The organism is Pseudomonas sp. M20 (genome assembly GCF_045037865.1).
GTDB lineage: Bacteria > Pseudomonadota > Gammaproteobacteria > Pseudomonadales > Pseudomonadaceae > Aquipseudomonas.
In genome coordinates, this window is record NZ_CP173611.1 from 4523669 (window position 1) to 4538053 (window position 14385).

Genomic DNA, 14385 nt, shown 5'->3' on the forward strand with positions numbered 1-14385 from the left:
CCTTAGTTCACCCAGACGCGCGCGTTACGGAACATACGCATCCACGGTGCATCTTCGTTCCAGTCTTCCGAACGCCACGAGTTCTGCACGGCACGGAACACACGCTCCGGGTGCGGCATCATGATCGTCACACGGCCATCACGGCTGGTGAGACCGGTAATCCCGCGCGGCGAACCGTTCGGGTTGGCCGGGTAACGCTCGGTAACCTTGCCGTGGTTGTCGACGAAACGCATCGCCACGCAACCGGACAGATCGGCTTCCAGCAGGGCTTCTTCGCTGGAGAACTCGGCGTGACCTTCACCGTGAGCAATGGCGATCGGCATACGCGAACCGGCCATGCCTTGCAGGAAGATCGAGTTCGATTCCTGGATCTGCACCATCGCCACGCGCGCTTCGAACTGCTCGGAGCGGTTGCGCACGAAGTGCGGCCAGAACTCGCTGCCCGGAATCAGCTCGTGCAGGTTGGACATCATCTGGCAACCGTTGCACACGCCGAGAGTGAAGCTGTCGTTACGCTCGAAGAAACCCTGGAACGCATCGCGGGCGCGGCTGTTGAACAGCGCCGACTTGGCCCAGCCTTCACCGGCGCCGAGGACGTCGCCGTAGGAGAAACCACCGCAGGCCACCAGACCTTTGAACTCGTTCAGGTCGACACGGCCGGCGAGAATGTCGCTCATGTGCACGTCGATTGCGTTGAAACCGGCGCGGTCGAACGCAGCGGCCATTTCCACCTGACCGTTGACGCCCTGCTCACGCAGCACGGCAACCTGTGGGCGGATGCCTTTCTTGATGTAAGGCGCGGCGATGTCCTGGTTGACGTCGTAGCTGAGCTTGACGCTCAAACCCGGATTGTCTTCTTCCAGCAGCACGTCGAACTCTTGCTCGGCGCAGTCGGCGTTGTCGCGCAGACGCTGGATCTGGTAGCTGGTCTCGGCCCACTGACGTTGCAGCAGACGGCGCTGGCCTTCGAACACGGTGTCACCGTTGAAGGTGATGTTGATCTGACCATTGTTGATCGGCTGACCGATCACCGACACGCAGTCGCCCAGACCGGCCGCGCTGAATTGCGCGAGGATGTCCGGCGTGGCGTCCTGACGAACCTGGATCACCGCACCCAGTTCTTCGTTGAACAGGATCGCAGCGATTTCCGCCGAGGACTCGGCAACGCTGTCGAGGTTCAGGCTCAGACCGCAGTGGCCGGCGAAGGCCATTTCGACCACGGAGGTCAGCAGACCACCGTCGGAACGGTCGTGGTAAGCCAGCAGGTGACCGTCGGCGTTGAGGCCCTGGATCACTGCAAAGAAGGCTTTCAGGTCTTCGGCGTCATCGACGTCCGGCGCGTGTTTGCCGAGCTTGCCGTGAACCTGTGCAAGGATCGAAGCACCCATGCGGTTCTGACCACGACCGAGGTCGATCAGGATCAGGTCGGTGGTGCCCTTGTCCATGCGCAGTTCCGGGGTCAGGGTCTGACGGATGTCAGCCACTGGCGCGAAACCGGTCACGATCAGCGACATCGGCGAGGTCACGGTTTTTTCTTCGCCGTTGTCGCTCCAACGGGTGGCCATGGACATCGAGTCCTTGCCCACCGGAATGGTGATGCCCAGCTCAGGGCACAGTTCCATACCGACCGCTTTCACGGTGTCGTACAGACGCGCGTCTTCGCCCGGGTGGCCGGCAGCGGACATCCAGTTCGCCGACAATTTGATGTCGGAGATCTTGTTGATGCGCGACGCGGCAATGTTGGTCAGGGTTTCGCCGATGGCCATGCGGCCCGACGCCGGAGCGTCCAGCAGTGCCAGCGGAGTACGCTCGCCCATCGCCATCGCTTCACCGGTGTAGACGTCGAAACTGGTGGCGGTGACGGCAACGTCGGCCACCGGAACCTGCCACGGGCCGACCATTTGGTCACGGGCCACGAGGCCGGTGATGGTGCGGTCGCCGATGGTGATCAGGAAGCTTTTGCTCGCCACGGCCGGGTGATGCAGAACGCGTTCGATGGATTCGCTGATGTCGAGGTTCGACGGATCGAAGTCATCGCCCAGCTCGGCTTCACGAACCACCGAACGGTGCATGCGCGGGGCTTTGCCCAGCAACACTTCCAGTGGCATGTCCACCGGGTTGTTGCCGAAGTGGCTGTCGGTCACGGTCAGTTGCGGCTCGGCAGTCGCCTCGCCCACTACGGCAAACGGGCAACGCTCACGTTCGCAGATCGCCTGGAAGCGCTCGAAGTCTTCAGGGCCGACGGCCAGAACGTAACGTTCCTGGGATTCGTTGGACCAGATTTCGTGCGGGGCCATGCCCGGCTCGTCGTTGGGAATGTTGCGCAGTTCGAAACGGCCACCGCGGTCGCCGTCGTTGACCAGTTCCGGGAAGGCGTTGGACAGACCGCCCGCGCCGACGTCGTGGATGAAGCTGATCGGGTTTTTGTCACCCAGTTGCCAGCAACGGTCGATGACTTCCTGGCAGCGACGTTCCATTTCAGGGTTTTCACGCTGCACGGAAGCGAAGTCGAGATCCGCCGAGCTGGTTCCGGTGGCCATCGAGGAAGCGGCGCCGCCGCCCAGACCAATCAACATCGCCGGGCCGCCGAGGACGATCAGCTTGGAGCCAACGACGATCTCGCCTTTCTTGACGTGTTCTTCACGGATGTTGCCCATGCCGCCAGCCAGCATGATCGGCTTGTGGTAACCGCGAACCTCGTCACCGTGCGGGGTGCTGATCGACTGTTCGAAGGTACGGAAGTAGCCAGTCAGGGCCGGACGGCCGAATTCGTTGTTGAACGCGGCGCCGCCGAGCGGGCCTTCGATCATGATGTCCAGCGCGGTGACGATGCGCTCAGGCTTGCCGTAAGGCACTTCCCACGGCTGTTCGAAGCCCGGGATCTGCAGGTTGGATACGGTGAAACCGGTCAGGCCAGCCTTTGGCTTGGCGCCACGGCCGGTGGCACCTTCGTCACGGATCTCGCCGCCGGAACCGGTCGACGCGCCCGGGAACGGAGCGATCGCGGTCGGGTGGTTGTGGGTTTCAACCTTCATCAGGATGTGCACCGGCTCCTGCACCGCGCCGTACTGGCGGGTCTCAGGGTTCGGGAAAAAACGGCCGGCGACGTTGCCGACGATCACCGAGGCGTTGTCCTTATAAGCCGACAGAACGCCTTCGCTGTGCATCACGTAGGTGTTCTTGATCATGCCGAACAGGCTTTTTTCCTGGTTCTCACCATCAATATCCCAACTGGCGTTGAAGATCTTGTGGCGGCAGTGCTCGGAGTTGGCCTGGGCGAACATCATCAGTTCGATGTCGTGCGGGTTGCGCTTCAAGCCGTTGAAGGCGTCGACCAAATAGTCGATCTCGTCTTCGGCCAGAGCCAGGCCCAGCTCGGTGTTGGCTTTTTCCAGCGCGGCGCGACCGCCACCAAGGATGTCGATGGCCGTCAGCGGCTTCGGCTCGGCGTGGCTGAACAGACCGGCGGCCTGTTCGAGGTTGGCCAGCACGATCTGGGTCATGCGGTCATGCAGCACGTCGGCAATCTGCTGGGCTTCGGCTTCGCTGAACTGACCGGCCACGTAGAAGGCGATACCGCGCTCCAGACGCTGGATCTTGCTCAAGCCGCAGTTGCGGGCGATGTCGCTGGCCTTGCTCGACCATGGCGAGATGGTGCCGAAACGCGGCAACACCAGAAACAGACGACCGGTCGGCTCTTGTACCGGAACGCTTGGGCCGTACTTCAGAAGGCGCGCTAGCACCTGCTGTTCGTCGCCGGTCAGGACGCCGGTGACTTCGGCGAAGTGAGCGAATTCAGCATACAGGCCACTGACAGCTGGAACCTTCTGGCTCAGTTGCTCAAGGAGTTTGCTGTGGCGAAAGGCAGAAAGGGCAGGAGCGCCGCGCAGGATCAACATCTTCGGGACAGCCTCGGGAAGGGGTGTGCTTTGAGGCCGTGCATTCTAGCCTAAACCGCCTTCAACATCACCCGAAACGCTACGCACGGTTGCACCCGGGTATCAATCTGTGTTTCCGACTTCAGAGTCAGGTAAATCGGCTATTCTGAGGCCGCTTATTTTTACTGTAACAAAAAGCCGTAAAGGCCCGTTTCTGCGGGGTTCAGCTCGGTTTTGTGATCGCTAGCAGACTCGCCCTGCACTGTCGAGATATGGCGCCCGCGGCCGTTTGCGTATACTGCGCAGATGTTTTTCCCAACGGCTTTGCGTCCGCGGTACGCCAAATGGCTGATCGCAACCGGACTCTTCCTGATGCTCGGTGGCTGTGTTGATAAACCCAACACACTCGAGCGCGTAAAGGAGGATGGTGTGCTGCGGGTGATTACCCGTAACAGCCCCGCCACCTACTTTCAGGATCGCAGCGGTGAAACCGGCTTCGAATACGAGCTGGTGAAGCGCTTCGCCGACGATTTGGGTGTCGAACTGAAGATCGAGACCGCCGACAATCTCGATGACCTGTTCGATCAGATCGGCAAGCCGAACGGCCCGGTGCTGGCCGCCGCTGGTCTGGTCAGCAGCGATCAGCGCAAGCAGCAGGTGCGGTTCTCGCACTCCTACCTTGAAGTCACCCCGCAGATCATCTATCGCAATGGTCAGTCGCGGCCGACCGATCCCGGTGATCTGGTCGGCAAGAAGATCATGGTGCTCAAGGGCAGCACCCACGCTGAGCAATTGGCCGAGCTGAAAAAGAAATTTCCCGGTATCGAATACGAAGAGTCCGACGCGGTTGAAGTGGTCGACCTGCTACGCATGGTCGATGAAGGCCAGATTGACCTGACCCTGGTCGATTCCAACGAAGTGGCGATGAATCAGGTGTACTTCACCAACATCCGCGTGGCTTTCGACCTTGGCGATGCGCGCAGCCAGAGCTGGGCGGTCGGCCCGGGCGAGGACAACAGCCTGCTCAACGAGATCAATGCGTATCTGGACAAGGTGCAGAAGAACGGCACCCTGCAACGCTTGAAGGATCGTTATTACGGCCACGTCGATGTCCTCGGCTACATGGGCGCCACGACCTTCGCCCAGCACCTGCAGCAGCGCCTGCCAAAGTACGAACAGCACTTCAAGAACTACGCGAAGAAAGAGAAAGTCGACTGGCGCCTGCTGGCGGCCATCGGTTATCAGGAATCGCTGTGGCAGCCGACCGTCACCTCGAAAACCGGCGTGCGCGGGTTGATGATGCTGACCCAGAACACCGCGCAGGCGATGGGCGTGTCCAACCGCCTCGACCCGAAGCAAAGCATTATGGGCGGGGCGAAATACCTGGCTTATATGAAGGATCAGCTCGACGATTCGATCAAGGAACCGGATCGCACCTGGTTTGCCCTGGCGGCGTACAACGTCGGCAGCGGCCATCTGGATGACGCGCGCAAGCTGACGGCCAAGGAAGGGCTGAATCCGGACAAGTGGCTGGATGTGAAGAAGATCCTGCCGCGCCTGTCGCAAAAGCAGTGGTACAGCAAGACGCGTTATGGCTACGCCAGAGGCGGCGAGCCGGTGCATTTTGTGGCGAACATTCGTCGCTACTACGACATTCTGACGTGGGTAACGCAGCCGCAGCTTGAAGGTGATCAAGTGGCTGAGGGCAATCTGCATGTGCCCGGTATCGACAAATCAAAGCCCACTCAAGAACCTGCCCCGCTCTAACCAACCCCCCAAATCAAATGTGGGAGCGAGCCTGCTCGCGATATCGGTGGGTCAGTCAATTAATTTTGTCTGACACACCGATATCGCGAGCAGGCTCACTCCTACAGGGGGTTTGTGTTGTTGATCAGGACTTGGCAGCCGCCAGGATCAGCGCTTTCATTTCCGATACGGCAGACTTGAAGCCAACGAACAACGCATGCGCCACCAGCGCATGGCCAATGTTCAGCTCGTTGATGCCCTTGATCGCCGCGACGGCTTCAACGTTATGGTAGTGCAAGCCGTGACCTGCGTTGACGATCAGGCCTTGGGCCAGACCAAACGCCACGCCGTCCGCCACACGCTTAAGCTCTTCAGCGACTTCAGTCGGGGTTTCAGCATCAGCATAACGACCGGTGTGCAACTCGATGGCAGGCGCACCGACGCGCTTCGACGCCGCAATCTGCCGCTCGTCCGCATCGATGAACAGCGACACTTCGCTGCCGATCTTCGACAGACGCTCGACCGCTGCTTTGATCCGCTCTTCCTGCCCCGCGACATCCAGGCCGCCTTCGGTAGTCAGCTCCTGACGGGTTTCCGGAACCAGACAGATGTGTGCCGGGCGAATACGCTCGGCGAACGCCATCATTTCTTCGGTGACGCCCATTTCGAAGTTCATGCGGGTTTGCAGCACGTCCTTGAGCAACAGAACATCGCGCTCCTGAATGTGCCGGCGGTCTTCACGCAAATGCACGGTGATGCCATCGGCGCCCGCCTCTTCCGCGTCCAGCGCCGCCTTGACCGGATCCGGATAGCGCGTGCCACGGGCCTGACGCAGGGTGGCGACGTGGTCGATGTTCACGCCAAGAAGAATGCGATTGCTGGTGGTCACGGATGCGCTCCTGAATTGAGAGATTCGGCGCACAGCATACGGGGTGATCAGGGCTTGCGAAACAGTTCGCGACTGACGAGGGGGCGACCGCCCAGGTGAACGGCCAATGCCTGACGCATCAGGCGCTTGGCAGCGGACAGCGCGCCGGGGGCGGTCCAGTCGGCTTCAGCCATGGCCAGTAGTTCAACGCCGTTGAACAGGCCCGGTTGCAACAGGAAAACCCTCTCAAGCCCCGCATCCACTTGCAGGCGATAGAGACCATCCGGCGCGACGGGCTCACCGTGAACGTCAGTGTTCAGTGAAAAGCCGTAACCGAGGTCGTCCAGCAGACGCCATTCGAAAGAACGCAGCAACGGTTCCAGTGGCCGACCTTCGGCCAGTGCCAGCAAGGTTGCAGCGTAGTGATCGAACACCGCTGGATGCGGATCTTCGGCAGGCAGCAAGCGGATCAGCAATTCATTGAGATAGAGACCGCTGAACAGCGCCTCGCCGTTGAGCCACGCCGAAGTGCCAGAACTCTCCATGCGCCCGACATTCTTCAACTCACCCTTGCCACGGAACTCGACTTCCAGCGACACAAACGGCCGCGCCAATGTCCCGGCCTTGCCCCGCGCACTGCGCAACACCGCCCGCAGCCGACCTTGCGGCGTGAGGAAATCCACCAACGCACTGGTTTCGCGGTAGGCGCGACTGTGCAGGACATAGGCGGGTTGGGCGGGAGGCGGGTTTTGCGACATTGAGTTCTCGATGAAGAAACGCAGATTTACACACGACCCAAAACCACTGTGGGAGCGAGCCTGCTCGCGAAAGCGGAGTGACAGTCAACATCAATGCTGAATGTTACATCCCTTCGCGAGCAGGCTCGCTCCCACAGTGGGTATCGGTGTTCTCTGGAACGGTGATTACAGGTCGCCGTAACCCAGCGAACGCAGCGCCCGCTCGTCATCGGACCAGCCGCCCTTCACCTTGACCCACAGGTTGAGCATGATCTTGGAGTCGAACAGCAGCTCCATGTCCTTGCGCGCTTCGGTGCCGATGCGCTTGATACGCTCGCCCTTGTCGCCAATGATGATCTTCTTCTGGCCGTCACGTTCAACGAGGATCAAAGCGTGGATGTGCAGGGTCTTGCCCTGCTGCTTGAACTCTTCGATTTCGACGGTGATCTGGTACGGTAGCTCGGCGCCCATCTGGCGCATGATTTTCTCGCGCACCAGTTCAGCGGCGAGGAAACGGCTGCTGCGGTCGGTGATCTGGTCTTCCGGGAAGAAGTGATCGTTCTCCGGCAGATGATCAGCGATAACCTTTTCCAGCGCTTCGAGGTTATGCCCGTGCTGCGCGGAAATCGGAATGATCTGCGCGTTCGGCAGTTGTTCCTGCAACCAGCTCAAGTGCGGCATCAGCTCGGCTTTGTCTTCGATGCGGTCGGTCTTGTTCAGCGCGACGATCAGCGGGCCAGTCACGTACTGAACGCGCTCGAGAACCATCTGGTCTTCGTCGGTCCACTTGGTGCGATCGACGACGAAGATCACCACGTCGACGTCTTTCAACGCCGCCGAAGCAGTTTTGTTCATGTAACGGTTCAGGGCCTTTTCGCCACCCTTGTGCATGCCGGGGGTGTCGACGTAGATCGCTTGCACGTCACCTTCGGTTTTGATCCCGAGCATATTGTGGCGAGTGGTCTGCGGCTTGCGCGAGGTGATCGCGAGTTTCTGGCCGAGGATGTGATTCAGCAGCGTCGACTTACCGACGTTGGGACGGCCGACGATGGCAACATAGCCACAGCGAGTTGCGTTTGTATCAGTCATTGCCATTCTCCACGCCCAGGGCAATCAGTGCTGCAGCGGCCGCTACCTGTTCGGCAATACGACGGCTCACACCCTGACCTCGGCTTTTTTCATTCAGTAAGACAACTTCGCACTCGACGAAGAAGGTTCGGCAGTGCGGCTCGCCCTGGATGTCCACCACTTCATAGCGTGGCAGATCGCAACCGCGCGATTGCAGATGTTCCTGCAGGCGGGTTTTCGGATCCTTGTTGGTGTCGACCAGCGTCAGGCCTTCGAACTCGCCAGCCAGCCAGGCCAGCACGCGCTCACGCGCCATGTCCATGCCAGCGTCGAGGTAGATCGCACCGATCAAGGCTTCGAGGGCATCGGCCAGAATCGATTCGCGACGGAAACCACCGCTTTTCAACTCGCCGGAACCCAGCCGCAAGTAATCGCCAAGGTCAAAACCGCGCGCCAGTACGGCCAGCGTCTCACCTTTTACCAAACGTGCGCGCAAACGCGACAACTGGCCTTCGCGGGCCAGCGGGAAGCGATCGAACAGCGCCTCGCCGGCAACGAAGTTGAGGATGGCATCACCGAGGAATTCCAGGCGTTCGTTGTTGCGCCCGGCAAAACTGCGGTGCGTCAGAGCCAGCAGCATCAGCTCCTGGTCCTTGAAGGTGTAGCCGAGCTGACGCTCGAGACGGCTTAGAGAAACGCTCACGGTTTACCCACGCTGAGTTCGTGGCTGGATTCCACTGCCATCGCCGGGATACGGCGCAGGCCTGGGACAATTAACGCTGTGTTCAAAAATTAAATCCTGGCGATTGCGAAGCCGATTGTGCCGGCTCCAGAAATGCATTCGGCGCTGTGGTCAACAGCGCCGTGTGTGATTACTTGATCAGGCCAACCCGCGAGAAATTCGGCAGGTGACTGAGTTTCGGTTCTGGCCAGCTCATCCAGACCGCGAAGGCCTTGCCGACGATATTCTGGTCGGGAACCATGCCCAGCAGATCCTTGGGAATGTTCGGATCATCCCAGTAGCGACTGTCATTCGAGTTGTCGCGGTTGTCGCCCATCATGAAGTAGTGCCCGGCAGGCACTGTCCACGAGCGATCCGGCGTGGCGCGGTAGCGACTCATTTCCTTGCGGATCAGATGCTCGGCGGCGCCCAGTTTCTCTTTATACAGTTCGGCGCTGCCCAGCGTGCCCGGTTCGGCGCCGACCATCTGCTCGGCAATCGACTCGCCATTCACGAACAGACGCTTGTCGGCGGTGTAACGCACCGTGTCACCCGGCAGACCGACCACGCGCTTGATGTAGTTGACGTTCGGATCGCTCGGGTAGCGGAACACCATTACATCGCCGCGCTGCGGATCACCGACTTCGATGATTTTCCTGTCGACCACCGGCAGGCGGATCCCGTAAGAAAACTTGTTCACCAGAATGAAGTCGCCGACATCCAGGGTTGGCTTCATCGAACCCGAAGGGATCTGGAACGGCTCCACGAGGAACGAGCGCAGTACCAGCACGATGAACAACACCGGAAAGAACGACTTGCCGTATTCGACCAGCAGCGGCTCTTTATTCAGTTTTTCAACGACCACCCCGTCAGGCTGGCTGACACTGCCTTGATAAGAGGCAATGGCAGCACGCCGACGCGGCGCCAGGATCAACAGATCAAGCAACGCCAACAGGCCGCAGACAAACACGGCGATGACCAGCAACAGCGGGAAATTTAGCGACATAGGACCTAACTATCCAACCTGAGCACGGCAAGGAAGGCTTCTTGTGGAATTTCCACGTTGCCGACCTGCTTCATGCGTTTCTTACCGGCCTTTTGCTTCTCGAGCAGTTTCTTCTTACGGCTGACGTCACCACCGTAGCATTTGGCCAATACGTTCTTTCTGAGCGCCTTGACGGTTGTCCGGGCAACGATCTGACCGCCGATGGCGGCCTGAATGGCTACGTCGAACATCTGACGAGGAATCAGTTCTTTCATCTTCTCGGTCAACTGGCGACCTTTGTAGTGCGAGTTGTCACGGTGCACGATCAATGCGAGGGCATCGACCTTGTCGCCGTTGATCAGCACATCCAGTTTCACCAGATTAGCCGATTGGTAGCGATCGAAATGGTAATCCAGCGAAGCATAGCCACGGCTGGTGGATTTGAGGCGGTCGAAGAAGTCCAGCACCACTTCGTTCATCGGCAGGTCATAAGTGACTTGCACCTGATTGCCGAGGAACAGCATGTCGACTTGAACGCCACGCTTCTCGATGCACAGGGTGATGACGTTACCCAAGTGCTCTTGCGGCACGAGGATATTGGCGCGCACGATCGGCTCGCGCATGTCTTCGATCGACGACACATCCGGAAGCTTGGATGGGTTGTCGACGTAAATCGTTTCACCGGTTTTCAGCACCAGCTCGAAAATTACCGTTGGCGCGGTGGTGATCAGGTCCAGGTCGTACTCGCGCTCGAGGCGCTCCTGGATGATTTCCATGTGCAGCATACCGAGGAAGCCGCAACGGAAGCCGAAGCCCAGTGCGTCGGAGCTTTCCGGGGTGTACTGCAGCGACGAGTCGTTGAGGGTCAGCTTCTGCAGCGCTTCGCGGAAATCTTCGAAGTCGTCGGAACTGACCGGGAACAGACCGGCGTAAACCTGTGGCTGGATGCGTTTGAAGCCGGGCAGCACTTCAACGTCCGGGGTCGAGCTCAGGGTCAGGGTGTCACCGACTGGCGCACCGTGAATGTCCTTGATGCTGGCGATGATGAAGCCCACTTCGCCAGCCTTCAGGTCAGCGGTAGCGGTGTGCTTCGGGTTGAACACGCCCACGCTGTCGACCAGATGGATCTTGCCGGTGGACTTGACGAGGATCTTGTCGCCCTTCTTCACGCGGCCATGACGCACGCGCACCAGGGAGACAACGCCCAGGTAGTTGTCGAACCAGGAATCGATGATCAACGCTTGCAGCGGATCCTCGATGTTGCCGGTTGGCGCAGGGATGGTGTGCACCAGACGTTCGAGCACTTCGTCGACACCCAGGCCGGTCTTGGCGCTGCAGGTGACGGCGTCGGTGGCGTCGATGCCGATGATCTTCTCGATCTCGTCCTTGACGCGGTCAGGATCGGCCTGCGGCAGGTCGATCTTGTTCAGCACCGGCATGACCTCGAGGCCCTGCTCGATGGCGGTGTAGCAGTTGGCCACGGACTGGGCTTCAACGCCTTGACCGGCATCGACCACCAACAGTGCACCTTCACACGCTGCCAGGGAACGGCTGACTTCGTAGGTGAAGTCGACGTGACCCGGGGTGTCGATGAAGTTCAGCTGGTACTTGATGCCGTCTTTGGCGGTGTAATAAAGGGTGACGCTGTGGGCCTTGATGGTGATCCCGCGTTCACGCTCCAGATCCATGGAATCCAGTACCTGGGCTTCCATTTCACGCTCGGCCAGGCCGCCGCACATCTGGATGAAGCGATCGGCCAGCGTCGACTTGCCATGGTCAATGTGGGCGATGATGGAGAAATTGCGGATATGACTCAAATCACTCACGGATCAACACTCAAAAAGGCTGCAGGCATAGCCCGCCGAAAAATAGCCGGGAATTGTACCTGATACACGGCGCAAGCGTCACGTTCGCCTGTCACCCGGATTGCATGCAAAAACGCCCCGATCTGTCGACCGAGGCGTTTTCAAGTTTAAAGCGCAGGTCAAAGTGCGCGCATCAACCGGCTCGTCGCAGCAACCAGACACCCGCCAGCGCACAGACGCCGGCCGGTACCAGCACCGCGAACAGCGGCGAGAAACCGAACACCAGGCTCGACGGGCCGAGCAAATCCTGGACGATACGGAAGGTGAAGCCCACCAGTACGCCGGTGAACACACGCTGACCGAGGGTTACCGAGCGCAGCGGACCGAAAATGAAGGAGATCGCCATCAGCACCAGTGCTGCGGTCACCAGCGGCTGCAACACCTTGACCCAAAATGCCAGCCAATAGCGGCCGTTGCTCAGGCCCTGTTCGGACAGATAGTGGATGTAGCCCCACAAACCACTGATCGACAGCGATTCCGGTGCCATGACCACGGTGCTCAGCAATTGCGGGCTCAGGGACACGTCCCAGCGCTCGGTAGGCGTATTCACGACTTCAGTGCTGCGCTCATGAAACTTGGTGGTCGCCACATCCGTGAGCTGCCAGTGATTGCCATCGAACTCAGCCTTTTTGGCGAAGCTCGAACTGAGCAGATGGCGCTCCTTGTCGAAGTGATAACGAGTCACCCCGTACAGCAAGCCGTTCGGTTGCACGGCGTTGATGTGGATGAACTCTTCACCCTGGCGGTGCCACATACCGTGCTTGGCGCTTTGCGCGTCGCCGCTGCCCTGCGCCAGCGAGCGATTGGCCTGGGCCATGCTTTCGGTCGCCGGAGCGACGTACTCGCCGATCAGCACACCGGCCAGCATCAGCACCAGCATTGGCTTCATGACGGCCCAGACGATCCGGCCGATGGACACGCCTGCAGCGCGCATGACCGTCAGCTCACTGCTGCTGGCCAGACTGCCGAGACCGATCAGGCAGCCGATCAATGCGGCCATTGGCAACATTTCGTAGAGACGGCGCGGCGCGGTCAGCAATACAAAGCTCAGAACATCGACCAGCGTGTAGGTATCGCTGACGTCGCCCATCTCATCGATAAAGGCAAACAAGGTCGCCAGACCGAGAATGATGGCCAGCACGGCGATAATCGCCATGAACACGCTGCTGCCGATGTAGCGGTCGAGTTTAACCACGGGCCACCTCCAGCGCTGCAGAGCGACGGCTGGCCATCTTCAGGCGCAGCGGCTCCCAGTAGAGCAGGCCGAGACCGATGATCAGGAAGATCGCATGCACCCACCACAGGCCGAGGGCCGGCGGGATCTTGCCCTTCTCGAGGGCGCCGCGGGCGGCAATAAGGATGGTCAGGTAAGCCATATAAAGAAGAATCGCCGGCAGCAGCTTGAGGAAACGCCCTTGGCGCGGATTGACTCGCGACAGCGGCACCGCCATCAGGGTCACGATAAATACCAGCAGCGGCAGGGACAAACGCCATTGCAGTTCGGTTTTCGAGCGGATGTCATCGCTGCCCAGCAGAGACGAGGTCGGCATGGCGTCACGGTCGGTGACTTCTTCGCTGACGTCTGGCTTGGGCAACAGCACACCGTAGGTTTCGTAATGAATGGCGCGGTAATCGGCCTGCCCCGGGCTGCCGTCGTAGCGATAGCCGTTATCGAGGATCAGATAGCGATTGCCATCGGGGCGCACTTCCTGACGACCGCCTTCGGCCACCAGCACGGAAATCCCGCGATCCTTTTGATCAGCTCCGAGGTTTTTCTGCGAAATGAATACGCTACCCAGATTGACGCGATCGTCGCTCAACGTCTCGGTGTAGGTCACCCGCGTACCGTCACGCAGGGCCTGGAAACGTCCCGGTTCGAGGGTGTCGAATTCGGTCAGCGCGTCCTGCTTGTTCAGCAGCAACTGGAACTGGTTGGCGCCTTGCGGGGCCAGGCCAAGGCTCAGCCATGCCACGACCAGTGCAACCAGGGTTGCCGGGAACAGGGTCATGCGAAACAGCTTCTGCTGGCTCATGCCGGTGGCCGAGAGCACGGTCATCTCGCTTTCCAGGTACAGGCGACCGTACGCCAGCAGGATGCCGAGGAACAGGCCCAGCGGCAGAATCAGTTGCAGGAAACCCGGCAGACGAAAGCCCATGATCAGGAACAAAGAGCCCGGATCGAGCTGGCCGGCAGCGGCCTGCGCCAGATATTTGATGAAGCGACCGCTCATGATGATGACCAGCAGCACGGCACTCACGGCGCTGAGGGTCAACAGGACTTCGCGGGACAGATAACGGAAGACGATCAAACCAGACACTCCAGGGTTGTCAGGCTAAGGCGGCCAAACACGCAAACACATCGACCGGCCCGCAACGCAGAGCCGTCGAAAAAAGATGCGGCATTATCCTGTGATTGGGGGCGCCTGTCACTGCGCACACTCATCCATGTCTGTAATCCTTTGCAGATCGTACAACCTAGGGGGCGTTCTCAATTAGTTTTCACACCGCGCCGGGTCT

At 59.8% G+C, this 14385-nt stretch carries 10 protein-coding genes; 1 reads left to right on the plus strand and 9 read right to left on the minus strand.

The genetic code is table 11. The features are described 5' to 3' along the window. Positions 1–2 precede the first annotated feature (2 nt). Positions 3–3899: a phosphoribosylformylglycinamidine synthase gene (gene purL / locus ACI514_RS20190; RefSeq protein ID WP_405122263.1), complete on the minus strand. Its 3897-nt coding sequence runs from the start codon at positions 3897–3899 to the stop codon at positions 3–5. Between the two features lie 285 nt (positions 3900–4184). Here purL and mltF point away from each other — a divergent pair, with 285 nt between their 5' ends. Then, positions 4185–5645, plus strand: coding sequence for a membrane-bound lytic murein transglycosylase MltF (gene mltF, locus ACI514_RS20195; protein ID WP_160056069.1), 1461 nt, complete (start codon positions 4185–4187; stop codon positions 5643–5645). Positions 5646–5769: 124 nt separating this feature from the next. Here mltF and pdxJ read toward each other — a convergent pair whose 3' ends face one another. The 8 genes from pdxJ to lptF all read right to left on the minus strand — a co-directional run bounded on the left by pdxJ (position 5770) and on the right by lptF (position 14177). Beyond that, complete coding sequence (gene pdxJ, locus ACI514_RS20200; RefSeq protein ID WP_160056067.1) at positions 5770–6513, minus strand: pyridoxine 5'-phosphate synthase; 744 nt, start codon at positions 6511–6513, stop codon at positions 5770–5772. Between the two features lie 47 nt (positions 6514–6560). Beyond that, positions 6561–7250: a DNA repair protein RecO gene (recO, locus tag ACI514_RS20205; RefSeq protein ID WP_134174770.1), complete on the minus strand. Its 690-nt coding sequence runs from the start codon at positions 7248–7250 to the stop codon at positions 6561–6563. 165 nt (positions 7251–7415) lie between these two features. Then, positions 7416–8318: a GTPase Era gene (gene era, locus ACI514_RS20210; RefSeq protein ID WP_016771562.1), complete on the minus strand. Its 903-nt coding sequence runs from the start codon at positions 8316–8318 to the stop codon at positions 7416–7418. After that, positions 8311–9000: a ribonuclease III gene (rnc, locus tag ACI514_RS20215; RefSeq protein ID WP_016986099.1), complete on the minus strand. Its 690-nt coding sequence runs from the start codon at positions 8998–9000 to the stop codon at positions 8311–8313. The genes era and rnc overlap by 8 nt, the downstream gene beginning before the upstream one ends. A gap of 169 nt (positions 9001–9169) precedes the next feature. Continuing rightward, entirely contained in the window at positions 9170–10024 is an 855-nt protein-coding gene (gene lepB, locus ACI514_RS20220; RefSeq protein WP_405122264.1) for a signal peptidase I, read from the minus strand. Positions 10025–10029: 5 nt separating this feature from the next. Then, positions 10030–11829: a translation elongation factor 4 gene (gene lepA / locus ACI514_RS20225; RefSeq protein WP_016986097.1), complete on the minus strand. Its 1800-nt coding sequence runs from the start codon at positions 11827–11829 to the stop codon at positions 10030–10032. Between the two features lie 172 nt (positions 11830–12001). Then, positions 12002–13063, minus strand: coding sequence for an LPS export ABC transporter permease LptG (lptG, locus tag ACI514_RS20230; RefSeq protein ID WP_160056065.1), 1062 nt, complete (start codon positions 13061–13063; stop codon positions 12002–12004). Then, complete coding sequence (gene lptF, locus ACI514_RS20235) at positions 13056–14177, minus strand: LPS export ABC transporter permease LptF (RefSeq protein WP_160056063.1); 1122 nt, start codon at positions 14175–14177, stop codon at positions 13056–13058. The genes lptG and lptF overlap by 8 nt, the downstream gene beginning before the upstream one ends. Positions 14178–14385: the final 208 nt, after the last annotated feature.